The 23,786-nt window shown below is 72.3% G+C and carries 17 protein-coding genes; 9 read left to right on the top strand and 8 right to left on the bottom strand.

Translation table 11 applies throughout. The annotated features are described in order from the left end of the window. On the bottom strand, positions 1 to 763 hold a 763-nt coding region (locus ACPXCS_RS39175), incomplete at its 3' end, for a maltotransferase domain-containing protein (protein ID WP_425952291.1). A 215-nt stretch (positions 764 to 978) separates the two neighbouring features. After that, complete coding sequence (locus ACPXCS_RS39170; RefSeq protein WP_425952290.1) at positions 979 to 2,181, bottom strand: S8 family peptidase; 1,203 nt, start codon at positions 2,179 to 2,181, stop codon at positions 979 to 981. A 276-nt stretch (positions 2,182 to 2,457) separates the two neighbouring features. Here ACPXCS_RS39170 and ACPXCS_RS39165 point away from each other — a divergent pair, with 276 nt between their 5' ends. Next, positions 2,458 to 5,076 (top strand): glycosyltransferase family 1 protein, encoded by a 2,619-nt coding sequence (locus ACPXCS_RS39165; protein WP_425952293.1) that lies wholly within the window; start codon positions 2,458 to 2,460, stop codon positions 5,074 to 5,076. A gap of 92 nt (positions 5,077 to 5,168) precedes the next feature. Here ACPXCS_RS39165 and ACPXCS_RS39160 read toward each other — a convergent pair whose 3' ends face one another. The 6 genes from ACPXCS_RS39160 to glgX all read right to left on the bottom strand — a co-directional run bounded on the left by ACPXCS_RS39160 (position 5,169) and on the right by glgX (position 15,927). Further along, on the bottom strand, positions 5,169 to 5,705 hold the full coding sequence (locus ACPXCS_RS39160) for a DUF1990 family protein (RefSeq protein WP_425952292.1): 537 nt from the start codon (positions 5,703 to 5,705) through the stop codon (positions 5,169 to 5,171). A gap of 62 nt (positions 5,706 to 5,767) precedes the next feature. After that, entirely contained in the window at positions 5,768 to 7,411 is a 1,644-nt protein-coding gene (locus ACPXCS_RS39155; protein ID WP_425952289.1) for a M4 family metallopeptidase, read from the bottom strand. 209 nt (positions 7,412 to 7,620) lie between these two features. Then, positions 7,621 to 9,678: a M4 family metallopeptidase gene (locus ACPXCS_RS39150; RefSeq protein ID WP_425952288.1), complete on the bottom strand. Its 2,058-nt coding sequence runs from the start codon at positions 9,676 to 9,678 to the stop codon at positions 7,621 to 7,623. A gap of 233 nt (positions 9,679 to 9,911) precedes the next feature. Further along, positions 9,912 to 11,762 (bottom strand): ABC transporter ATP-binding protein, encoded by a 1,851-nt coding sequence (locus ACPXCS_RS39145; protein ID WP_425952287.1) that lies wholly within the window; start codon positions 11,760 to 11,762, stop codon positions 9,912 to 9,914. Further along, entirely contained in the window at positions 11,759 to 13,552 is a 1,794-nt protein-coding gene (locus tag ACPXCS_RS39140; RefSeq protein ID WP_425952286.1) for an ABC transporter ATP-binding protein, read from the bottom strand. The genes ACPXCS_RS39145 and ACPXCS_RS39140 overlap by 4 nt, the downstream gene beginning before the upstream one ends. Positions 13,553 to 13,659: 107 nt before the next feature. Beyond that, positions 13,660 to 15,927, bottom strand: coding sequence for a glycogen debranching protein GlgX (gene glgX, locus ACPXCS_RS39135; protein ID WP_425952285.1), 2,268 nt, complete (start codon positions 15,925 to 15,927; stop codon positions 13,660 to 13,662). A 188-nt stretch (positions 15,928 to 16,115) separates the two neighbouring features. On the opposite strand from glgX, the gene ACPXCS_RS39130 reads away from it, so the two are divergent. From ACPXCS_RS39130 to ACPXCS_RS39095, 8 genes are all read left to right on the top strand, one after another. After that, on the top strand, positions 16,116 to 17,360 hold the full coding sequence (locus ACPXCS_RS39130) for an Ig-like domain-containing protein (RefSeq protein ID WP_425952284.1): 1,245 nt from the start codon (positions 16,116 to 16,118) through the stop codon (positions 17,358 to 17,360). A gap of 157 nt (positions 17,361 to 17,517) precedes the next feature. Beyond that, on the top strand, positions 17,518 to 18,750 hold the full coding sequence (locus ACPXCS_RS39125) for a L,D-transpeptidase (RefSeq protein WP_425952283.1): 1,233 nt from the start codon (positions 17,518 to 17,520) through the stop codon (positions 18,748 to 18,750). 81 nt (positions 18,751 to 18,831) lie between these two features. Next, positions 18,832 to 19,599, top strand: a complete 768-nt coding sequence (locus tag ACPXCS_RS39120) for an enoyl-CoA hydratase/isomerase family protein (protein WP_425952282.1) — start codon at positions 18,832 to 18,834, stop codon at positions 19,597 to 19,599. A 168-nt stretch (positions 19,600 to 19,767) separates the two neighbouring features. After that, positions 19,768 to 20,376: an ATP-binding protein gene (locus ACPXCS_RS39115; RefSeq protein ID WP_425952281.1), complete on the top strand. Its 609-nt coding sequence runs from the start codon at positions 19,768 to 19,770 to the stop codon at positions 20,374 to 20,376. A gap of 82 nt (positions 20,377 to 20,458) precedes the next feature. Beyond that, positions 20,459 to 21,634 carry a YncE family protein gene (locus ACPXCS_RS39110; protein WP_425952280.1) on the top strand — a complete coding sequence of 392 codons (1,176 nt, stop codon included), beginning with the start codon at positions 20,459 to 20,461 and terminating at the stop codon, positions 21,632 to 21,634. A gap of 76 nt (positions 21,635 to 21,710) precedes the next feature. After that, a complete protein-coding gene (locus ACPXCS_RS39105; protein ID WP_425952279.1) occupies positions 21,711 to 22,625 on the top strand; it encodes a MerR family transcriptional regulator in 915 nt (304 codons plus the stop codon). 47 nt (positions 22,626 to 22,672) lie between these two features. After that, positions 22,673 to 22,885 (top strand): EF-hand domain-containing protein, encoded by a 213-nt coding sequence (locus ACPXCS_RS39100; protein ID WP_425952278.1) that lies wholly within the window; start codon positions 22,673 to 22,675, stop codon positions 22,883 to 22,885. Between the two features lie 165 nt (positions 22,886 to 23,050). Continuing rightward, complete coding sequence (locus ACPXCS_RS39095) at positions 23,051 to 23,713, top strand: NADPH-dependent F420 reductase (RefSeq protein WP_425952277.1); 663 nt, start codon at positions 23,051 to 23,053, stop codon at positions 23,711 to 23,713. The last annotated feature ends 73 nt before the right edge of the window (positions 23,714 to 23,786 follow it).

The following is a 23,786-nucleotide window of genomic DNA, read 5'->3' as shown; positions in this document are numbered from 1 at the left end:
CCTCCGAGCGGGGGAAGAACTCGTACCACGAGCCGTACAGCGCCCGCTCCCGCTCCACCAGCAGCGGCAACGGCTCGCTGCTGGAGACCGGGTCCCGCAGCGGATGCCGCGACAGCACCGCGTCCACCTCGGGCGTCAGCGCCGCCGCCAGCCGTGACGCCGCCGGGCGGGACTCGTCCCGCAGGGCGTCGACGGCGGCCAGGACCACGTCCCGCAGGCCCTCCTCCTCGGGCACGCCGGCGGCCGCCCGTTCGTGCAGCCGCGCGCCCTCCTCCAGGACCACGTCCGTGTCCATGCCCGCCGGGATCTTGATGCGGGCGTGGTGGCGCCAGGTGCCGACCGGGTCGCCCCAGGCCTCCACGGTGAACGTCCACAGGCCCGGCTCCCCGGCCGTGACCGTGGCGCCCCACCGGTCCGTCCCGGGCGCCAGCTCCCGCATCGGCGTCCACGGGCCGGGGCGGCCCTCGGGGTCCCTCAGGACGACGTTGGCGGCGACCGCGTCGTGCCCCTCCCGGAACACCGTCGCCGAGATCTCGAAGGCCTCTCCGGTCACGGCCTTGGCCGGCCGGCGCCCGTGCTGGACGACCGGGCGGACATCGAGGACGGGTATGCGCCCGACGGCCGTCGTCCCGTGCGCGGGGGGTGGCTGCGGCACGGGTGGACCGGTGTCGGCGGGGCGCGCGGGGCGTGCTTCGCCGCCGGGTGCGCGCGCCCCGGTGGTGCGGTGGTCGGGGGGTGCTGGCGAGTGGTGCTTGGCGGGCATGACCGCTCCTGTCCGCGTCAACGTGGGTGGGCGGATGTGTATGGGGAGGTGGGTCCTGCATGGTGCTCCTGAGAGGGGTACCCGCAGGAGCCTTCCCACCCTATTCGGGTGGGCAATCCGGCACTTTGTTAACTACTCACGCGTATGTCGACACACAAGACCGGCCTCGTCCACGGCGGACGAGGCCGGCCCTTGCGCGCGTCTGCTGCTTCCGCCTACCCCCGCGGCACCCGCAGTAACTTGTCGGGTGAACCCGGTCCTCGACCGGAGACCTTCCCGGTCGCAGCGGCAGCGGTCAGAGCAGCGCTGACCTGCGCCGGAGTCGCCTTCGGGCGGGCGGAGAGATGGAGAGCTGCCGCGCCCGCGGCATGCGGGGACGCCATCGAGGTACCCGAGTAGACGGCCCGCGCGGTGTCGCTCGCGGCGGTCGCGGAGGTGATGCCGACGCCCGGGGCGAACAGATCGAGCGCCGGGCCGTGGTTGGAGAAGGCCGGTTTTGCATCCTTGCGGTCGGTCGCGCCGACCGTGATGGCCTGCCTGACGTTCCCCGGGGAGTACAGGCCCGCCGGCCTGCCGTCGTTGCCCGCGGCGACCGTGTACGTGACGCCGGAAGCGATGGAGGCGCGCAGGGCGGCGTCCAGCCGGTCGTTGCGCGGCCCGCCCAGACTGAGGTTGGCGACCGCGGGTTTCCTCGCGTGCCGGGTGACCCACTCGATCCCGGCGATCACCCGGGCCGTGGTGCCCGCGCCCGCGGCGTCCAGGACGCGCACGGAGACGATCCGGGCCTTCTTGGCGACGCCGTGCGCGGCGCCGGCGACCGTGCCGGCGACGTGCGTGCCGTGGCCGTTGGCGTCCGAGGCGATGCCGTCGCCCCCGACGAAGTCCCAGCCGTGGCCCGCCCGGCCGCCGAAGTCCCGGTGCGTGGTGCGCACGCCGGTGTCGAGCACGTAGACCGTCACACCGGCACCCGCCGACGCCGGCGAGACGTACGTCCCGTCGAGCGGCAGCCCGGGCTGGTCGACCCGGTCCAGCCCCCAGGAGGGCGGGTTGCGCTGGGTGCCCCCCAGCCGGACGCGGGTGTCCTGGACGACGGAGGCGACCCGGGGGTCGGCGGCCAGCCGCCGCGCCCGTCTCTCGTCGGCCCGGACCGCGTAGCCGTTCAGGACCGTGCCGTAGATGTGGCTGATCTCCACCCCGTACGTCCCGGCCAGGCGCTTTCCGGCAGCCGATCCGGCCCGCGTGCCCTCCTCCAGTGTCACCAGGTAACTTCCGTGCACGGAACCGGGTGCTCCGGCGCCGAGTATCCGCCCCTCCGGTACGGCGTGCGCGGGCAGGGTGGTGGCCGAAAACGCGAGGGCGCAGAGCGCCGCCGCCAGGCCTCCCGCCCCGCGCAGACGCCGCTGTCGCGTCCGTGCCATGGTCCGAGTTCCCCTCCTCGACTCGGTGTACGGCTGCCGCGCCGGGCCGCGTGCGGCCGGCGCGGGCCGGTACGCCAGGGGCAGCCTCTCGTGGCGGGGGAAGCACCACAAGGACGCCTGTGGGGGCGGAATCGGCCATATCCGCCGACGGGCCTGTTCAGGCCGGATCAACGGCACGGTGGCGGAGCGTCGGCGATGGCGGCACCCTCGCCGGTACTGTCGTAGGAGACGTCGTTGAAGCCCTGCGTCATCCAGCAACGCGCCGAGGTGGAACCCGTGAAGGCGATCCGTCGATTCACCGTCCGACCCGTGCTCCCCGACTCCCTCCGGCCACTCAGCGATCTGGCCCGCAACCTGCGCTGGTCCTGGCATGCGGAGACCCGTGACCTGTTCCAGTCCGTCGACCCCGAGCGGTGGGCCGCCTCGGGCGGCGACCCCGTCCGGCTGCTGGGCAGCGTGCCGCCCGCGCGGCTCGCCGAGCTGTCCCAGGACCGCCGCTTCCTGCGCCGCCTCGCCGCGGTCGCGGGCGATCTGAACGACTACATGACCGGCGACCGCTGGTATCAGACCCAGACCGAGGACCTGCCGGCCGCCGTCGCCTACTTCTCACCCGAGTTCGGCATCACGGCCGCCCTGCCGCAGTACTCCGGCGGCCTCGGCATCCTCGCCGGCGACCATCTGAAGGCGGCCAGCGACCTGGGCGTCCCGCTGATCGGCGTCGGCCTGCTCTACCGGCACGGCTACTTCCGCCAGACCCTGTCCCGGGACGGCTGGCAGCAGGAGCACTACCCGGTCCTCGACCCCAACGAACTGCCCGTCGCGCAGCTGGAGGAGCCGGACGGCACGCCCGCCCAGGTCGCCCTCGCGCTGCCCGGCGGCAAACAACTGCACGCCCGCATCTGGCTGGCCCAGGTCGGCCGGGTCCCGCTGCTGATGCTGGACTCCGACGTCGAGGAGAACGACCTCGGCGAGCGCGGCGTCACCGACCGGCTCTACGGCGGCGGCAGCGAGCACCGGCTGCTCCAGGAGATGCTCCTCGGCATAGGAGGGGTCCGGGCGGTACGGACGTACTGCCGGCTGACCGGCCACCCCGCGCCGGAGGTGTTCCACACCAACGAGGGGCACGCCGGGTTCCTCGGCCTGGAGCGCATCGCCGAACTGTGCGCCGAGGGGCTGGACTTCGACTCGGCGCTGGAGGCGGTCCGCGCGGGCACGGTCTTCACCACCCACACCCCCGTGCCGGCCGGCATCGACCGTTTCGACCGCGAGCTGGTCGCCCGCCACTTCGGCCCCGACGCCGAACTGCCCCGCATCGACGTCGACCGCGTCCTGCGGCTGGGCATGGAGACCTACCCCGGCGGGGAGCCCAACCTGTTCAACATGGCCGTGATGGGCCTGCGCCTGGCCCAGCGCGCCAACGGCGTCTCCCTGCTGCACGGCAACGTCAGCCGCGAGATGTTCTCCGGCCTGTGGCCCGGCTTCGACCCCGACGAGGTGCCGATCACGTCCGTGACCAACGGTGTGCACGCCCCCACCTGGGTCGCCCCCGAGGTGTTCCGGCTCGGGGCCCGTCAGATCGGCGTCCAGCGCGCCGAGGACGCGCTGACCGTCGGCGGCTCGGAACGCTGGGACACCGTGGCGGACATCCCCGACCAGGACATCTGGGACCTGCGGCGGGGCCTGCGCGAACAGCTCGTCACCGAGGTGCGCGAGCGGCTGCGGGCCTCCTGGCGGCAGCGCGGCGCCGGCACGGCCGAACTGGGCTGGATCGACGGCGTGCTCGACCCGGACGTCCTCACCATCGGCTTCGCCCGGCGCGTGCCGTCGTACAAGCGCCTGACGCTGATGCTGCGCGACCGTGACCGGCTGATGGAGCTGCTGCTGCACCCCGAGCGGCCCATCCAGATCGTCGTCGCGGGCAAGGCGCACCCGGCGGACGACGGCGGCAAGCGGCTGGTGCAGGAGCTGGTGCGGTTCGCCGACGACCCGCGGGTGCGCCACCGGATCGTGTTCCTGCCCGACTACGGCATGGGGATGGCGCAGAAGCTCTACCCCGGCTGCGACATCTGGCTGAACAACCCGCTGCGGCCCCTGGAGGCCTGCGGCACGTCCGGCATGAAGGCGGCGCTCAACGGCTGCCTCAACCTGTCCGTGCTGGACGGCTGGTGGGACGAGTGGTTCCAGCCGGACTTCGGCTGGGCGATCCCCACGGCCGACGGGGCCGGGACCGACCCGGACCACCGCGACGACATAGAGGCCGCGGCGCTGTACGACCTGCTGGAGCAGCGGGTGACGCCCCGCTTCTACGAGCGGGGGCAGAGCGGGCTGCCCGACCGGTGGATCGAGATGGTCCGGCACACCCTGAGCCTGCTCGGCCCGAAGGTGCTGGCCGGGCGGATGGTCCGGGAGTACGTCGAGCGGCTCTACGCCCCGGCGGCCCTCGCCCACCGCACGATGGGCCCGGACGCGGCCCGGGACCTCGCCGAGTGGAAGGGCAGGGTGCGGGCGGCGTGGCCGCGCGTCACGGTCGACCACGTGGAGACCTCCGCCTCCGAGGCGCTGGCGGAGCTCGGCACCACGCTGGGGCTGCGCGTGCGGGTCGGCCTCGGCGAGCTCGGGCCGGACGACGTGGAGGTGCAGGTCGTCTCGGGCCGGGTGGACGAGGAGGACCGGATCGGCGACGCGACGATCGTCCCCCTGAAGCCGGTGGGCTCCGCCGAGCACGACGGGCAGTGGGTCTACGAAGGGCCCTTGTCCCTGGACCGCACCGGGCCCTTCGGCTACACGGTGCGGATCCTGCCCGCGCACCGGCTGCTGGCGTCGAGCGCGGAGCTGGGCCTGGTCGCCGGGCCTTCCGAGGAACTGGTCGCGGCCGCCGGGTTGCTGATGCGGTAGCCCGCCGTCCGGGGGCGCGGGGGGACCGGTCGCTCACGCGGCGGGAGCCGCACATCGACACAGCCCCCCCGCCCCCCGGCCGGGTCCGCGGCCTAGGCGTCCGCGCTTCCCCGCGTGGCGAGGTCGCGCAGGACGGTCCCGCACCTGCGCGCGTACGCGTGCTGGAAGCCCCTGGTCGCCGGGCCGCCCGCCTTGGCGTACCACTTGGCGGCGCGGCTGAAGGCGTTCACCGTCAGCCACACCGTGCCGTCTCCCGTGCGGTCGACCACGAAGGCCTCCTCGCCGCTTTCCGGGTGGCCGGGCAGGGTGCCGTAGGCCCAGCCGGCGCGGCGGGGTTCCTCCAGCGTCCAGACGACGCGGCAGGGGGCCTTGATCACGCCGGCGAGCGTGACGGTGACGTCGACGCCGGGTGCGGCCCGGTCGGCGCTCACGTCGACGCCCACGCCCATGGCCCGGTGCATCTCCCAGGTGAGGACGGCTTCGGACGCCCGGCGGAAGACCTCCTGGCCCTCGCCGAGCCGGGTGCGCACGTTCATGGAGTGGAAGCCCGGCGGGCAGAAGCCCTGGTCGCGGGTGGCGCCGACGTCGGCGTAGGTGAAGTCCTGCGGATCCGGATAAGACACGGTCACCAAGAGTAGGGCGGTACCCGGACCCGCCTTCGGTCCGGGTACCGCCCGTGGTCGTGGACCGGTCAGCCGACGTTGACGGCGGACCAGGCGGCGGCGACCGCCTTGTACTCCGTGCTGGACGCGCCGTACAGCGCCGAGGCCGCGTTCAGGGTCGCCGTGCGGGCGGCCGCGTACTTGGTCGTCGACGTCATGTACGTGGTCAGCGCCTTGTACCAGATCTGCAGCGCCTTGGTGCGGCCGATGCCGGTGACCGCGGAGCCGTTGGAGGTGGGCGAGTTGTAGGTCACGCCGTTGATGGTCTTCGAGCCGCTGCCCTCGGACAGCAGGTAGAAGAAGTGGTTGGCGGGACCGGAGGAGTAGTGGACGTCCAGGCCGCCGAGGCTGGAGGACCAGGCGTCCTTGGAGGCGCCGTCCCTGCTGGGCTTGTCCATGTAGCGCAGCGGCGTGCCGTCGCCGTTGATGTCGATCTCCTCGCCGATGAGGTAGTCACCGACGTCCGCGGAGTTGTTCGCGAAGAACTCCGCGCCCGCGCCGAGGATGTCGCTGGTCGCCTCGTTCAGACCGCCGGACTCGCCGCTGTAGTTGAGGCCGGCGGTGGCCGAGGTCAGACCGTGGCTCATCTCGTGCGCGGCCACGTCCAGCGAGGTCAGCGGGTTGGCGTTGCCCGAGCCGTCGCCGTAGGTCATGCAGAAGCAGCTGTCCGACCAGAAGGCGTTGACGTAGTTGTTGCCGTAGTGGACGCGCGAGTAGGCGGCCCTGCCGTCGTTGCGGATGCCGCTGCGGCCGAAGGCGCTTCTGTAGAAGTCCCAGGTGACCTGGGCCCCGTAGTGGGCGTCCGCCGCGGCGGTCTCCAGGTTGGACGGGTTGCCGTTGCCCCAGACGTCGTCGGCGCCGGAGAAGAGGGTGCCGGTGCCGGAGGTGCCGCGGTTGAGGTTGTACGTCTTGTGGCCGCCGCGGGTGCCGTCGGTGAGGTTGTACGTCGTCCCGGACTTGGTGGTGGTGAGGTTCACCGTGCCGCTGTACGTGGTGTTGCCGGTGCCGGTCTCGATGGCCTGGTACTCGTAGAGCTTCTCGCCGGTGGCGGCGTCGGTGACGACGTGCAGCTCGTTGGGCGTGCCGTCCTCCTGGAGGCCGCCGACGACCGTCTCGTAGGCGAGGACGGGCTTGCCGTCGGCCGCCCAGATCACCTTGCGGGGCGCGGAGTCGGCCTCGGTCTGCTGCGAGCCGGCCGCCTTGGCGAGGGTCACGGCCTGCTTCTCGGCCTTGGCGGCGGGCACGGCCGGCTTGAGGGAGGCGACCCTGATCGCGGCCTTCGTGGCTCTGGTGACGCCTTGGGGCTCACCGGACTTCGACTCGTGCACGACGAGGTCGCCGCCGAGGACCGGCAGGCCCGCGTAGGTGCGCTCGTAGCGGGTGTGGACGGTGCCGTCGGCGTCCTTGACGACGTCCTTGACGACCAGCTTCTCCTGCGCGCCGAGGCCTATCTCGTCGGCGGTCGTGGCGGCCTGCGCCTGCTGCTCCTGGAGGAGGGCGGTGCGGGCGGGCGCGCTGAGCAGGACGGGGGCGGCGGCGAGCACGGGCTTGCTGTCCGCGTCGGCGGCGACGCTGCTGCCGGAGGTCAGACCGGTGGTCAGCAGGGCGCCGGCGGCGACCGCGGTGGCGACGGCCAGGGTGGTGCGCTTGTGACGCGCGTAGCGGGGGGTCATCACACGAGCTCCTAGGTGTGGGGGAACTGCTGGGTGCTGTGCGGCGGGTGGGGGAAGAGTGGCACTTCGGACGCGTACATGTCAGGAGCGTCACGTGATGTTGGCCGGAAAACGACGGCACGCCGAACGCCGGACGCGGGAAAACGGGCGCCGCCCCGGGGGATTCGAACCCACCGGGGCGACGCCCTGACTCGGGACCCGCTCGGGGTCTACGGGAAGGTGAGCTTCCAGCTGTTGATGTAGCCGGTGTCGGCGGCCGCGTTGTCCTGCACGCGCAGCTGCCAGACGCCGTTGGCGACCTCGGAGGACGCGTTCACCGTGTACGTGGTGTTCAGGTTGTCCGCGCTGCCGCCGGTGCCGTAGCCCTTCAGCGTGTACGCCGTGCCGTCGGGGGCGACCAACTGCACCTGCAGGTCACCGATGTAGGTGTGGACGATGTCCACGGCGACCTGGAGGTTGGACGGGGCGTTGCCCGTCCGCCCGGAGACGGTGACCGACGACGTGACCGCCGCGCCCCGGTCCGGGATCGCCACGTCGGCGGTGTTCTCGAAGGACGTGCCGCCGCCTCCGCCGCCCGAGCGGGTGCCGACGTTCACGCCCGCCCACGCGTCCTGGACCGCCTTGTACTCGGCGCTGTCGGTGCCGTACAGCTCACCGGTGGCCGCGAGGGTGCCGGTGCGGGCGCCCGCGTAGTTGGTGGTCGAGGTGAACTTCGTGGTCAGCGCGCGGAACCAGATCTTCTCCGCCTTGTCGCGGCCGATGCCGGTGACCGGCAGGCCGTCCGAGGTGGGCGAGTCGTACGTGACACCGTTGATGGTCTTGGTGCCGCTGCCCTCGCTCAGCAGGTAGAAGAAGTGGTTCGCCGGGCCCGAGGAGTAGTGCACGTCGATCGAGCCGAGGCCCGAGTACCAGGCGTCCTTGGACGAGCCGTCCTTGCTGGGCTTGTCCATGTAGCGCAGCGGCGTGCCGTCGCCGTTGATGTCGATCTCCTCGCCGATGAGGTAGTCACCGACGTCGGAGGAGTTCTTGGCGAAGAACTCCACGGTCGAGCCGAAGATGTCGCTGGTCGCCTCGTTCAGGCCGCCCGACTCGCCGCTGTAGTTCAGCCCGGCCGTGTTCGAGGTGAGCCCGTGGGTCATCTCGTGCGCGGCCACGTCGATCGAGGTCAGCGGGTTGGCGTTGCCCGAGCCGTCGCCGTAGGTCATGCAGAAGCAGCTGTCCGACCAGAAGGCGTTGACGTAGTTGTTGCCGTAGTGGACGCGGGAGTACGCGCCCACGCCGTCACCGCGGATGCCGGAACGGCCGTGCACGTTCTTGTAGTAGTCCCACGTCAGGGCGGCCCCGTAGTGGGCGTCGGCGCCGGCGGACTCCAGGTTGGACGGGCTGCCGTTGCCCCAGACGTCGTCCGGGCCGGAGAAGAGGGTGCCGGTGCCGGAGGTGCCGCGGTTGAGGTTGTACGTCCTGTGGTTGCCGCGGGTGCCGTCGGTGAGGTTGTACGTCGACCCGGACTGGGTGGTGGTGAGGTCGACCGTGCCGGAGTACACCGTGGTGCCGGTGCCGGTCTCGATGGCCTCCCACGCGTACAGCTTCTCGCCGCTCGTGGCGTCGGTGATCACGTGCAGTTCCTGCGGGGTGCCGTCGTGCTGGAAGCCGCCGACGACCGTCTCGTACGCCACGACGGGCTTGCCGCTCGCGGCCCAGATCACCTTGCGGGGCTCGCGGTTGATGCCGGGGCTCCTGGCCTCCTCGGCCTTCCCGGCGGCCAGGGCCTGCTGCCGGGCCTTCGCGGCGGGCACCGCGGTCTTCGTCGTGGCCGGCGCGATGGCGGCGCGGGTGGCCTTCACGACGGCGGCGGTGTCGTCCGCCCGCGTGCTCTCGACGACCAGGTCGCCGCCGAGGACCGGCAGTCCGTCGTAGGTGCGCTCGTAGCGGGTGTGCACGGTGCCGTCCCGGTCCTTCAGGACGTCACGCACGACCAGCTTCTCCTTGGCGCCCAGGCCCAGGTCCTTCGCGGTCTCCGCCTTGGCGGCGTCGGCCTCGCGGATCAGCGCGGCGCGCTGGGCGGGGGTGAGCTTCACCGACTCCGAGCCGGGGTTCGCCTTGCTCGCGGCCTGCGGTGCCTTCTCCGGGGCTGCGACGGCGGTGCCGCTCTGCACGGCGGTGGCGATCAGCGCGGCGACGCCGGCGAGGGCCACGGCCGCGGTGCGGCGGGGGGTGTGGGGAGTGCGTCTGTGGGAGGTGCCTCTGCCCGAGGAACTGCTTCTCAACACTGACTCCTTCTGCGGGACCGGGGATCGCCCGGCCTGGGGAGATGAAGGTGTTGCCGTGGGGTTGCTGTGCAGCAGTCGTGGGAAGCGTGGCAGGGGACCGCGCTTTCTGTCAGGAGCGCGTCAATACAATGGCCGGAAACGGTTCGTTGACCGGAAGTTCATGTTCGGTATACGGACGCGTGAGGAGCGGCTGCCGTGAGGCCGGCAGGTCCGGCCTCACGGCGCGGCGGCTACGCCAGACTGTCCCGCCAGGCCCGGTGCAGCTCGGCGAACCTGCCCGTCCCCGCGATGAGTTCGGCCGGCCCGCCGTCCTCGACGATCCTCCCGTGCTCCATCACCAGGACCCGGTCCGCGATCTCCACCGTCGACAGCCGGTGGGCGATGACCACCGCCGTACGGCCCTTCAGCACCGTCGCCATCGCCCGCTGCACCGCGCGCTCGCCCGGAACGTCCAGCGAACTGGTCGCCTCGTCGAGGATCAGCACCGCCGGGTCGGCCAGCAACGCCCGGGCGAACGCCACCAGTTGCCGCTGCCCGGCCGAGATGCGGCCGCCCCGCTTGCGGACGTCGGTGTCGTAGCCGTCGGGCAGGGCGCTGATGAAGTCGTGCGCGCCGATCTCCTTGGCCGCCCGCTCGATCTCCGCCCGGGTCGCGTCCGGCCGGCCGATCGCGATGTTGTCGGCGACCGTGCCCGAGAACAGGAACGCCTCCTGCGTCACCATCACCACACCGCGCCGCAGTTCGGGCACGGCCAGGTCGCGCAGGTCGACGCCGTCGAGCAGCACCCGCCCCTCGGAGGGGTCGTAGAACCGGGCCAGCAGCTTGGCCAGCGTCGACTTGCCGGCGCCCGTGGAGCCGACGACCGCGACCGTCTGCCCGGCGGGGAGCGTCAGGTCGAAGCGGGGCAGCACCTCGCCACCGGTGCGGTAGGCGAAACGGACGCCGTCGAAGACGACCTCGCGGCCCGGGTGCTCGCTCCGCAGCGGCGGGAGCGGCCGCGGACAGGCCGGCTCGGGCACGGACGGCGCCTGCGCGAGCAGCCCGGCGATCTTCTCCAGGGAGGCCGCCGCCGACTGGTAGGAGTTGAGGAACATGCCGAGCCGGTCGATGGGGTCGTACAGCCGGCGCAGGTACAGCACGGCCGCCGCCAGCACACCGAGGGCCAGGGTGCCGTCGGCGACCCGGTGGGCGCCCCAGAGCACGATCGCCGCCACCGCCGTGTTGGCGACCAGCCGCGAGCCGGTGACGTACCGGGCCATCTCCAGCAGGGCGTCGCCGTTGGTCCGCTCGTGCCGCTGGTTGAGCCGGCCGAAGTCGGCGTCGTTGGCGGCCTCCCGGCGGAAGGCGCGCACCGGCCGGATGCCGTTCATGGTCTCGACGAACTTCACGATGACGGCGGCGATGGCGGTCGACCGGGCCCGGTACACCCGTGCGGCCCGCCGCTGGTACAGCCGCACGAGCGCGTAGAGCGGCACCAGGGACGCCACCGCCACGCCCCCGAGGCCCGGGTCGAGCCAGAGCAGCATCGCCGAGATGTAGACGAAGGACAGGACGACCGTGACGAGCTCCTGCAGACCCTCGTCGAGCAGCTCGCGCAGCGACTCCACGTCCGTCGTCGAGCGGGAGATGAGCCGGCCCGAGGTGTAACGCTCGTGGAAGTCGACGCTGAGCGCCTGCGCGTGGCGGAAGATCCGGCCGCGCAGGTCCAGCAGGACGTCCTGGTTGACGCGGGCCGCCGCGGCGATGAACGCCCACTGCAGGGCGCCCGCGGCCAGTGCGCACCCCAGGTAACCGGCGCCCACCGCGATCAGCGGCCCGTGGTCCTGCGCCCGGAACGCCGGTACGGCACGGTCGATGGCGTACGCCACGAGCAGCGGGCCCGCCTGCACCACCGCCTGCTGGACCAGCAGCAGGAGGGTCGTGACCGCGACCCGGGCCTTCATGGGCGCGAGCAGGGACCGCAGCAGGGCCGCGGTGGCGCCCGGGGGAGTGGGCAGGACGTCCCGGTCGAAGGGGTCGCCGGGGGCGGGGGACCGGTCGTCGGGTTTGCCGCCGGCCGGTGCGGTGGTGGCCGCCGTCATCGGGCTTCCTCCTGTTCCCCTGATTCCGCTCCGGACATCAGGTGCGCGTACTCGGCGTTGGTGCGCAGCAGTTCGTGGTGGGTGCCGACCGCCGCGATCCGGCCGCCGGACAGCAGCGCGACCCGGTCGGCGAGCAGCACCGTGGACGGGCGGTGCGCCACGATCAGGGCGGTGGTGTCGGCGAGGACCTGCCGCAGGGCGGCCTCCACGGCGGCCTCGGTGTGCACGTCCAGCGCCGACAGCGGGTCGTCGAGCACCAGGAACTCCGGCTGCCCGACCACCGCTCTCGCCAGGGCCAGGCGCTGGCGCTGCCCGCCGGACAGGCTCAGGCCCTGCTCGCCGACCTGGGTGCCGGTCCCGTCGGGCAGGGCGTGCACGAAGTCCGCCTGGGCGACGGCCAGGGCGCGCTCCAGTGCGGCCGGGTCCGCGGTGTCCCCGGCTCCCATGAGAACGTTGTCGCCGACCGAGGCGGAGAACAGCGTGGGCTCCTCGAACGCGACGGCGACCTTGGCGCGCAGGGTCTCGCGGGGCAGGGCGGCGATGTCGACGCCGTCGAGGGTGATGCGGCCCGAGGTCACCTCGTACAGCCGGGGGACGAGCGCGGTGAGCGTCGTCTTGCCGCTGCCGGTGGTGCCGACCAGGGCCATGGACTCGCCGGGGCGGATGTGCAGGTCGACGCGGTCCAGGACGGGCGGGGAGCCGGGCGGCGCGTCGGGGTAGCGGAAGGTGACGTCGTGGAAGCGCAGCCCCGCATCCCCCGGGTCGGCCGGGGCCGCGGTCGCCACCGGGTCCGCCTCCTCCACCCGCTCGTCCATCACCTCGAAGTACCGCTCGGTCGCCGTCGCCGCCTCCTGGGTCATCGCCAGCAGGAACCCGATGGACTCCACCGGCCAGCGCAGCGCCAGCGCCGTCGACAGGAAGGCCACCAGCGTGCCCGCCGACAGGTCCCCGTCGGCGACCTGGACGACGCCCACCACCAGTGCGGCGCCGATGGCCACCTCCGGCAGCGTCACGATGACGCCCCAGATCGTCGCCAGCAGGCGCGCCTTGCGCAGTTCCGTGCCGCGCAGGGTCCGCGACAGCTCGCGGAAGGCCCGCGCCTGGCTGCGGTGCCGGCCGAAGCCCTTGACGATCCGGATGCCGAGCACGCTCTCCTCGACGACCGTCGTCAGGTCGCCGACCTGGTCCTGGGCGCGCCGCGCCGCCGTGGCGTAGCGCTTCTCGAAGACCACGCAGGTGATCAGCAGCGGCACGGCGGGCCCGAGGATGACCAGCCCCAGGGTCCAGTCCTGCAGCAGCATGATGATCACACCGACGAGGATCGTCACGCCGTTGACCAGCAGGAACGTCAGCGGGAAGGCGAGGAACATGCGCAGCAGCATCAGGTCCGTCGTCCCCCGGGACAGCAGCTGCCCCGAGGCCCACCGGTCGTGGAAGGACACCGGCAGCCGCTGCAGGTGCCCGTACAGCGCCGCCCGCATGGAGGCCTCGACCCGGGACAGCGGACGCGCCACCAGCCAGCGCCGCAGCCCGAACAGCAGGGCCTCGGCGAAGCCGAGCAGCAGCAGGAACAGCGCGCCGAGCCACACCCCGCCCGGGTCCCGGTCGGCGACCGGCCCGTCCACCATCCACTTCAGGACGAGCGGGATCACCAGGCCCACACAGGAGGCGACTATCGCGACGAGCGCGGCGCCGGACAGCCGGGCCCGCACGGGCCGGACATACGGCCACAGGCGCAGCAGCGTACGCACGACGGAACGGTCCTGGGCGGGTGCGGGTGTCGTGGCCATCAGCAGCGAGCCTACGGTTCACCACTGACACTGCCCAGCGAGTTTCCGCCGGACCCGCATCGGTCATCGGTCCTACGACCTGCGTGTTCGAGGGCGGCGGTGACGTCTCACCCCGCCACCCGCAGCAGCAGCACGGCCCGCGCCGGCACCGTGATCTCCGTCCCGGCCGGATGCTCCACCCCCGGCGCCCGCCCCTGCTCCTCCAGGCTCGTGTCGACGACGACCTCGTAGCGCTCCGCCCACGGCGGCCCCGGCAACGCGAAGCGAACCGGCCCCTCGCCCGCGTGCAGCACCGCGAGGAAGCTGTCGTCGAGGATCTGCTCCCCGCGCTCGTCCCGGCCCGGGATGTCCCGCCCGGAGAGGTACATGCCCAGCGTGGCGGCGGGCGCGTACCAGTCCTGCTCCGTCATCTCCGTGCCCCGGGCGGTGAACCAGGCCAGGTCGCGCAGCCCGTCCGCGGTCTGCGCCCGGCCCGAGAAGAAGGCCCGGCGGCGCAGCACCGGGTGCCGGTGGCGCAGCGCGATCAGCCGGGACGTCAGCGCGAACAGGGCCTTCCAGCCGGGATCCTCCAGCAGCTCCCAGTCCAGCCAGCCGATCTCGTTGTCCTGGCAGTAGGCGTTGTTGTTGCCGCCCTGGGTGCGGCCCAGCTCGTCGCCCGCGACCAGCATGGGCACGCCCGTGGACAGCAGCAGCGTGGTCATCAGGTTGCGCAGCTGCCGCCGCCTGAGCGCCCGTATCCCCTCGTCGTCGGTCTCGCCCTCGGCGCCGCAGTTCCAGGCCCGGTTGTCGTCCGTGCCGTCGCGGTTGCCCTCGCCGTTGGCCTCGTTGTGCTTGCGCTCGTAACTCACCAGGTCGCGCAGCGTGAAACCGTCGTGCGCGGTGATGAAGTTGACCGACGCGTACGGCCTGCGCCCGCCCCAGGCGTACAGGTCGCTGGAGCCCGACAGGCGGTAGCCCATCTCCCGTACGTCCGGCAGCGCGTGCCGCCAGAAGTCCCGCACGGCGTTGCGGTACCGGTCGTTCCACTCCGTCCACAGCGGCGGGAACGCCCCCACCTGGTAGCCGCCCGAGCCCACGTCCCACGGCTCGGCGATCAGCTTCACCCGGCGCAGCACCGGGTCCTGGGCGATGACCGCCAGGAACGGGGAGAGCATGTCCACGTCGTGCATGGAGCGGGCCAGCGCCGCCGCCAGGTCGAAGCGGAAGCCGTCGACGCCCATCTCGGTGACCCAGTAGCGCAGCGAGTCCGTGATCAGGCGCAGCACGTGCGGCTGGACCACGTGCAGGGTGTTGCCGCAGCCGGTGTAGTCGGCGTAGCGGCGGGCGTCGTCCTGGAGGCGGTAGTAGCCGCGGTTGTCGACGCCCTTCAGGGACAGCGTCGGGCCCAGTTCGCCTGCCTCGGCGGTGTGGTTGTAGACCACGTCGAGGATGACCTCGATCCCGGCGGCGTGCAGGGCGCGCACCATCCGCTTGAACTCGCCGACCTGCTGGCCCCGGGTGCCGGAGGCCGCGTAGGCCGCGTGCGGGGCGAAGTAGCCGATGGAGTTGTAGCCCCAGTAGTTGCGCAGGCCTCTGCGCAGCAGGTGGTCCTCGTGCGCGAACTGGTGCACCGGCAGCAGCTCCACCGCCGTCACGCCCAGCCGCACCAGGTGCTCGATCGCCGCCGGGTGCGCGAGGCCGGCGTAGGTGCCGCGCAGCTCCTCGGGGATGCCCGGGTGCAGGCGTGTGAAGCCCTTGACGTGCAGCTCGTAGATGACCGAGTCGGCCCAGGGTGTCTTCGGGCGGCGGTCGTCGGCCCAGTCGTCGTCATCGTGGACGACGACGCCCTTCGGCACGAACGGCGCCGAGTCCCGGTCGTCGCGGACGGTGTCGGCGACATGCTGCTGCGGCCAGTCGCGGACGTGCCCGTACACCTCCGGCGGCAGACTGCTGTAGTCGTTTCCCGGGGCGCCGTCGACCGCGCGCGCGTACGGGTCGAGGAGCAGTTTCGCCGGGTTCCAGCGGGCACCCGTCCAGGGGTCCCAGCGGCCGTGCACCCGGTAGCCGTAGCGCTGCCCGGGCAGCACGCCCGGCACGTAACCGTGCCAGATCTCGTGGGTCAGCTCGGCCAGCCGGACCCGCGACTCCTTGCCCGCGTCGTCGAAGAGGCACAGCTCGACCCCCTCGGCCCCGCCCGCCCACAACGCGAAGTTGGTCCCCGCCACCCCGTCCGGACCGACCCGGAACCGGGCGCCCAGCGGGGTCGGCGCGCCCGGCCGCGCGGGCACGGCGGGCGGCGGCGCGGCCCGCCGCGTGCCGTTCACGGCGGCGGCCTGGCGCCCGTCCCCGGTGGCCTGAGGACCGGCCACCGCCTCCTGCTCGGCTGCGCTGGACACCTGTCAGCCTCCCGCGGCTCGTGGGACGACGGGGGACAGCGGGGTGCGGCCCTGTGCTGCGGCCCGGGTCGCGGCCCCCCTGCGCGTCGTCCTCCCCACTGTTCTGCCCAGAGCATGGGTCGCACTCACGTTTCCCCGGGGGCGGGCATGGTCGTTTCCCGGGGACGCGACCGGTCGTTGGGCTCCTCGTGAGGCACGTACAAGGGCGCGCTCGGCGCGCGAGGGCCGCGCTGGCCGCCGTAGTGACATGGGCAGGGCTCCTCGCCGGGGCCACCGGCTGTACCTCGGACGACGGCGGCGGCATCGCCGGGGTGTTCGGCGCGCCCCCGGCGCCCGAGGACGTCATCGAGGTCTCGCCCGGCGACGGCACCAGGGGGGTGCGCCCCGGGGAGCGGCTGCGGGTGCGCGTGCCCGACGGCCGGCTGGAGTCGGTGAAGGTGGTCCGGTCGCAGGACGCGCGGGAGACCCCCGTGCCCGGGCACCTCTCCGCCGACGGACTGAGCTGGGAGCCCGACGAGCCGCGGCTGGCGCTGGGTGCCAAGTACACGGTCGACGCGGTGGCCGTGACCCACGACGGACGCCGCTCGGCCCGGCACACCACCTTCAGGACGTACGTGCCCAAGGCGCGCTTCATCGGCTACGTCACGCCGGAGCACCGCGCCACGGTGGGCACCGGGATGATCGTCTCCCTGCAGTTCAGCCGGCGGATCGCCGACCGGGCGGCCGTCGAGCGCGCGGTGCGCGTCCTGGCCCGTCCGGCCGTCGAGATCCGCCCGCACTGGTTCGGCCGGACCCGGCTCGACTTCCGTCCCCAGCACTACTGGAAGCCCGGCACCCAGGTCACCGTCGACCTGCGCCTGCGGGACGTGAAGGGCGCGCCCGGCGTGTACGGGCTGCAGGACAAGAGGTTCTCCTTCACCGTCGGCCGCAGCCAGGTCTCGGTGGTCGACGCCGCCCGGCACTCCATGGAGGTGCGGCGCGACGGCGAGCCGCTCGCCACCGTGCCCGTGACGGCCGGGGCCCCGAAGACCACCACGTACAACGGCAAGATGGTGGTGACCGAGATGCTGGCGGTCACCCGGATGAACGGCGCCACGGTCGGCTTCAAGAAGCGCGACGGCAAGGGCGAGTACGACATCCCCGACGTGCCGCACGCGATGCGCCTGACCGACTCGGGCACCTTCCTGCACGGCAACTACTGGGCCCACCGCAGCGTCTTCGGGCGGACCAACGTCAGCCACGGCTGCATCGGGCTGCGCGATGTGAAGGGCGGCGGCTCGGACACCCCCGCCGGCTGGTTCTTCGACCGCAGCCTGGTCGGGGACGTGGTCGAGGTGGTCAACAGCAATGACAAAAAGGTCGCTCCCGACAACGGGCTCGGAGGCTGGAATATGGGCTGGAATGCATGGAAGGCGGGCAGTGCGGTGAAGTAGCCGGACAGGGGGGCGGGTTGACCCGGCGTTCCGTTGGGACCGAACAGTGACATTCGGGGGCCGCCGGGGCCGCTCACCCTGTGGTTACTATTCGCCGGTGCGCGGGGGACACGCGCCGGGGAGCGGGCCTGACCAGGTCCGGGGAGGGGAGAACCACTTGAACGTGCGACCGATATCGGGGGCGTCGGTTGGACGCGGGAACGGGAGGCTCGCGCTGGTCGTCGGCGCGCTGCTGTTCGCCGTGACGGCGTGCGGCGGCGGGGACGGCGGCTCCGGTTCCGGCGCGGGCGGCGGCAAGGGCAGGGACGCGGACACCGCGCAGAGCAAGCAGTCCGAGGCCGTCGTCAGCATCGCGCCGAAGGACGGGGCCAAGTCCGTCGAGACCAGCGGCGCCCTGAAGGTCACCGCGGCCAGGGGCAAGCTCTCGGAGGTCGTCGTCAAGGACGCCGAGGGCAGGAAGATCGACGGCAAGATATCCGGCGACGGCGCCACCTGGACGCCGTCCACCCACCTGGCCGGTGCCACCAAGTACACGGTGCACGCGGTCGCCAAGGACTCCGAGGGCCGCACCGCCGCGGAGGACGCCGACTTCACCACCCTGACGCCCAAGAACACCTTCACCGGCACCTTCACCCCCGAGGACGGCTCCAAGGTCGGGGTCGGGATGCCGTTCTCCATCCGCTTCTCGCGCGGCATCACCAGCCCGGAGGCCGTCGAGAACGCCATCCGCATCAAGACCGAGCCGGCCGTCGACGTCGAGGGCCACTGGTTCGGCAACGACCGGCTCGACTTCCGCCCCGAGAAGTACTGGAAGCCCGGCACCAAGGTGACCGTCGACCTCAACCTCGACGGCGTCGAGGGCCGGTCCGGGGTCTACGGCGAGCAGGACAAGACCGTCGAGTTCACCATCGGCCGCAACCAGGTCTCGGTCGTCGACGCCAAGAAGCTCACCATGAAGGTCACGCGGGACGGCAAGGTCGTCAAGACCATCCCGGTCACCACCGGCAAGCCCGGCATGGAGACCTGGAACGGCCAGATGGTCGTCAGCGAGATGCTCACGGTCACCCGGATGAACGGCGAGACCGTCGGCTACGGCGGCGAGTACGACATCAAGGACGTCCCGCACGCCATCCGCCTCACCACCTCCGGCACGTTCCTGCACGGCAACTACTGGGCGGGCGGCGCCTTCGGCAACTACAACGCCAGCCACGGCTGCATCGGCCTGCGCGACGTGCGCGGCGGCTGGGACAAGAAGGTGCCGGCCGCGTGGTTCTTCGACAACTCGATGATCGGCGACGTGGTCGTCGTCAAGAACTCCGAGGACCGGATCGTCGACCCGGACAACGGGCTCAACGGCTGGAACATGTCGTGGGAGAAGTGGAAGAAGTAGCACCCCTCCGCTGACGGCAGGGCCCCGGTGTGACCGACCGCACCGGGGCCCTGCCCGTTAGTCCCCGTTAACCTGCTGCCCATGACCATCTCTCTGGAAGTCGCTGAAGGCGTCGGCACGCTCCGGCTGGACCGACCGCCCATGAACGCGCTGGACATCGCCACGCAGGACCGGCTGAAGGAACTCGCCGAGGAGGCCGCGCGCCGCGAGGACGTGCGGGCCGTGGTGGTCTACGGCGGCGAGAAGGTGTTCGCGGCCGGCGCGGACATCAAGGAGATGCAGGCGATGGACCACACCGCTATGGTCCTGCGCGCCCGCGCCCTGCAGGACGCCTTCACGGCGGTGGCCCGCATCCCCAAGCCGGTCGTCGCGGCCGTGACCGGTTACGCCCTGGGCGGCGGCTGCGAACTCGCCCTCTGCGCGGACTTCCGCATCGCCGGCGAGAACGCCAAGCTCGGCCAGCCGGAGATCCTGCTCGGCCTGATCCCGGGCGCCGGCGGCACCCAGCGCCTGGCCCGTCTGGTCGGCCCCTCCAAGGCCAAGGACCTCATCTTCACGGGCCGGATGGTCAAGGCCGACGAGGCGAGGGAGATCGGCCTGGTCGACCGGGTCGTGCCCGCCGAGGAGGTCTACCCGCAGGCGCACGCCTGGGCCGCGAAACTGGCCCAGGGTCCGGCCCTCGCGCTGCGCGCCGCCAAGGAGTCGATCGACACGGGCCTGGAGACGGACATCGACACGGGCCTCGCGGTCGAACGGAACTGGTTCGCGGGCCTGTTCGCCACGGAGGACCGCGAGCGCGGGATGCGCAGCTTCGTGGAGGAGGGGCCGGGCAAGGCGAAGTTCCTCTGAACATCCCTCCAGGGGGTTGCAATTGACGCCGTGTCTGATCCGGGTCCCTCGATGGGGCGGTTTATGGCAGCCTTAAGGCACCCTTAAGCGTGCCGGATCGAGGGAGTCCGCCGATTGCGCCGGAATGGTCCGTTCCAGCAGGTCAGGCCGGTCGCGGACCGGGGCGAAGTGCCATTGTCATATGACGGCGGACCGTCGGCCGGGGGTCCGTCCCCAGGGGGGTATTCCCCGGGAACGGCCCCGGCGGGCGCCCCGGGCGGCCATGATGGGGGCATGGCGGGGCTGGAGGGTACGGAACAGCCGCGGGGACACGCTCATGCGGCCGCGGCACGCTGGTCGCCGACCGTCGAGGACGAACACGCGCTGAAGGCGCTGGAGTTGTACGGCAACCCGACGGAGGCAGAGGTCCGACTGCCGTCCCGCCCCGAGTCCGCCGCCACCGCCAGGCGCCTCACCCAGGTCGTGATCCTGCGCCACTGGGGGCTCACCCCCAGGACCACGGAGGACGCGGTCCTGCTCGTCTCCGAACTGGTCGGCAACGCCGTACGCCACACCGGCGCCCGCGTCTTCGGACTCCGTCTGCACCGGCGCCGCGGCTGGATCCGCGTCGAGGTCCGCGACCCCTCCCGCGGGCTGCCGTGCCTGATGCCGGTGCAGGAGATGGACGTCAGCGGCCGGGGCCTGTTCCTCGTCGACAAACTGGCCGACCGCTGGGGCGTCGACCTGCTGCCCCGCGGCAAGACCACCTGGTTCGAGATGCGGGTCGCCGACCGCTGAGCTGCGACAGCGCAGGCGGCGCACCCGGCCACCGATCGGGCGAATAGCCGGTATCCGGCACAGGCGCACCTTAAATGAGGGAATGCACCGTCACCTCGTCAGAAGCGCCCTGGTCACGGGTGCCGCCCTCGCCGTCCTCGCCGCCTGCGGCACGGACGGGGAGCGGCCCTCGAAGGCGCGTGGCACCAAGGCCGCCGTGCCCGCCCCGCCCGAGAAGAAGCCCGTCGAGGGCCTGCCCGGCATGCCGCCCGTCCTCGATCCGGAGGACGTGTACGCGGCCGACCGGCCCGGCAGGCTGTCTCCCGTCGTCAAGGACTTCCCGTCCCGGGTCTACGTCCCCAACACCGAGTCCGACACGGTCTCCGTCATCGACCCGAAGACCTACGAGATCGTCGACACCATCCCCGTGGGCCGGCAGCCCCAGCACGTGGTGCCCTCCTGGGACCTGAAGACGCTCTGGGTCAACAACAACCGCGGCCACACCCTCACGCCGATCGACCCGAGGACCGGCAAGGCGGGCAAGGAGGTCGAGGTCCACGACCCCTACAACCTCTACTTCACCCCCCACGGCAAGTACGCCGTCGTCATGGCCTCCCTCGACCGCGAGCTGGTCTTCCGCGACCCGCACACCATGGCGGTCAGGAAGACCGTCCCGGTCTCCTGCTACGGCGTCAACCACGCCGACTTCTCCCTCGACGGCCGCTACTTCATCGTCTCCTGCGAGTTCAGCGGCGAACTGCTCAAGGTCGACACCGAGAAGATGGAGGTCGTCGGACAGCAACGGCTGCCGTTCGAGGGGGCCATGCCGCAGGACGTGAAGATCTCACCCGACGGCAAGCGGTTCTACATCGCCGACATGATGGCGCACGGCATGTGGGTCCTGGACGGCGACCGCTTCACCGAGCCCACCCTGCTGCCCACCGGCAAGGGCTGCCACGGCCTCTACGTCAGCCGCGACTCCCGCGAGATGTACGTCTCCAACCGCGGCGAGGGCACGGTCTCCGTCTTCGACTTCACCCGGAACAAGGTCACCAGGAAGTGGCGCCTGCCCGACGGCGGCAGCCCCGACATGGGCGGCGTCTCCGCCGACGGCAAGGTCCTCTGGCTCTCCGGCCGCTACGACTCCGAGGTCTACGCCATCGACACCCGCACCGGCACCCAGCTCGCCCGCATCCCCGTCGGCAGCGGCCCGCACGGCCTGGCCGTCTACCCGCAGCCCGGCCGCTACTCGCTCGGCCACACGGGCATCTTCCGCTGACGCCCGTCTGCCGTCGCCGAGGCGGCCGCCACCGCCGCTTGAGTCTCCGGCCGCTGGAGGGTCCAGACTCCCGGACATGACCGACGACGGTACCGAGCTGCTCACCATCGGCGCACTGGCCCGGGCCACCGGACTGACCGTACGCACCATCCGGTACTGGTCCGACGAGGGCGCCCTGCCCCCGGTGGCCCGGTCGGCAGGCGGCTACCGGCTCTACGACGCCGCCTCCGTGGCCCGCCTGGAGCTGATCCGGACACTGCGCGAGCTGGGTCTGGGCCTGGCGGACGTGCGCCGGGTGCTCACGGGCGAGACGACGGTGGCGCGGGTCGCGGCCGCGCACGTGGTCGCGCTGGACGCGCGGATCCGGTCGCTGAAGGTGACCCGCGCGGTGCTCTCGACGGTCGCGAAGCGAGGTTCCGGCGCGGAGGAGGCGACCTTGATGAACAGACTGGCGCGGCTGTCGGCGGCCGAGCGGCGGCGCATCCTGGAGGAGTTCGTGGACGAGATCTTCCACGGGCTGGACACGGCGGACCCGGTGATCCGCGAGCGGATGCGGAGCACCGCCGCCGACCTGCCCGAGGAGCCGACGCCCGAACAGGTCGACGCCTGGCTGGAGCTGGCCGAGATGCTGCAGGACCCGCAGTTCCGGGCCGAGATGCGCAAGGTCGCCGAGTGCAACGCGGCCGACCGCGGCCACGACGCACCCGAGGGGGCGTCCCTGTGGTTCTCCCGGCGGCTCGTGCAGCTGGGAGCCGAGGCCCGCGAGCGGGGCGTCGACCCCGGCTCACCCCAGGCCGGCCCGGTGCTGGACGACCTCCTGGGCACGGCCGACCCCGCCGCGGTACTGGACCGGCTGCGCGCGCACGCCACCCACCGGGTCGCCCGCTACCGGGAGTTGCTCGCCGTGGTGAAGGGGGCCGGGCCCGAGGCGGCCCACCGGGAGGACTTCGCCTGGGTGGTCGCCGCACTGGCGGCCCGCGCGGCCAGCTAATCTGACCTGCGTCAGCAAGACGTACAGCATGAGACGAGGGGCGTTCGGTGGCGGACATCGAGGAAGCACGCAAGCAGTTCGAGCGGATCGATACGGACGGTGACGGGTTCGTCACCGCTGCCGAGTTCAAGGCCGCCCTGGCCCAGTCGGGTGACTGGAACGTCACCGAGTCGGTCGCCGAGGTCGTCATCAAGAGCCGCGACCTGGACGGCGACAAGAAGCTCAGCTTCGACGAGTTCTGGTCCTACCTGAACAAGTAGGCCGCCCGAGCACCCGAGCGAAGGGGCCCGGCCCGTGTCCGCACGGTCCGGGCCCCTCGTCGTGCCCGGCGCACCGCCGGCGGTCAGGAATAGCCCACCCGTCCGGAGGGTTGACCCGCATCACAGGATCCGTGAGGCGCCACCCACCCCCGGAAGGGCCAGGACATGAAGATCGGCATCATCGGAGCGGGCAACATCGGCGGCAACCTGACCCGGCGGCTCACCGCCCTGGGCCACGACGTGTCCGTCGCGAACTCCCGGGGCCCGCAGACCCTCACCGCCCTGGCGGAGGAGACCGGCGCGACGCCCGTACCGGTCGAGGAGGCCGCGCGGGGCGCGGAGGTCGTCGTGGTGACCATCCCCGTCAAGGCGGTCCCGGACCTGCCGTCCGGTCTGCTGGACGGCGCGGCGGAGGGCGTCGCGGTCATCGACACGGGCAACTACTACCCCCGTCAGCGCGACGGCCGGATCGCCGCGATCGAGGACGAGGGCCTCACCGAGAGCCGCTGGACGGAACGGCAGCTGGGCCACCCCGTCATCAAGGCCTTCAACGGCACCTACGCCCAGGACATCCTGGACCGCCACCGCCCGGCCGGCGACCCCGGCCGCCTCGCCCTGCCGGTGGCCGGCGACGACGAGGCGGCCAAGCGGAAGGTGCGCGAGCTGATCGGGGAACTCGGCTTCGACACGGTCGACGCGGGCGGCCTCGACGACTCCTGGCGCCAGCAGCCCGGCACCCCGGTCTACGGCCTGCGCGGCGACGTCCAGGAGGTCACCAAGGCCCTGTCGGAGGCGTCCCCGGAACGCACGGCGGACTTCCGCGGCTAGGTAGCGTCTTGTCGATCACGCTTCGAGCCGGATGAGTGTGCTGGCCAGGGTGATGGCGGCGAGGTAGCGGTCG

This window comes from Streptomyces sp. DT190, from assembly GCF_049846985.1.
In the GTDB taxonomy this organism is placed as follows: Bacteria; Actinomycetota; Actinomycetes; order Streptomycetales; family Streptomycetaceae; genus Streptomyces.
The sequence above is the reverse complement of the archived record's forward strand: the minus strand, read 5'-3'. Positions and strand labels throughout refer to the sequence as shown.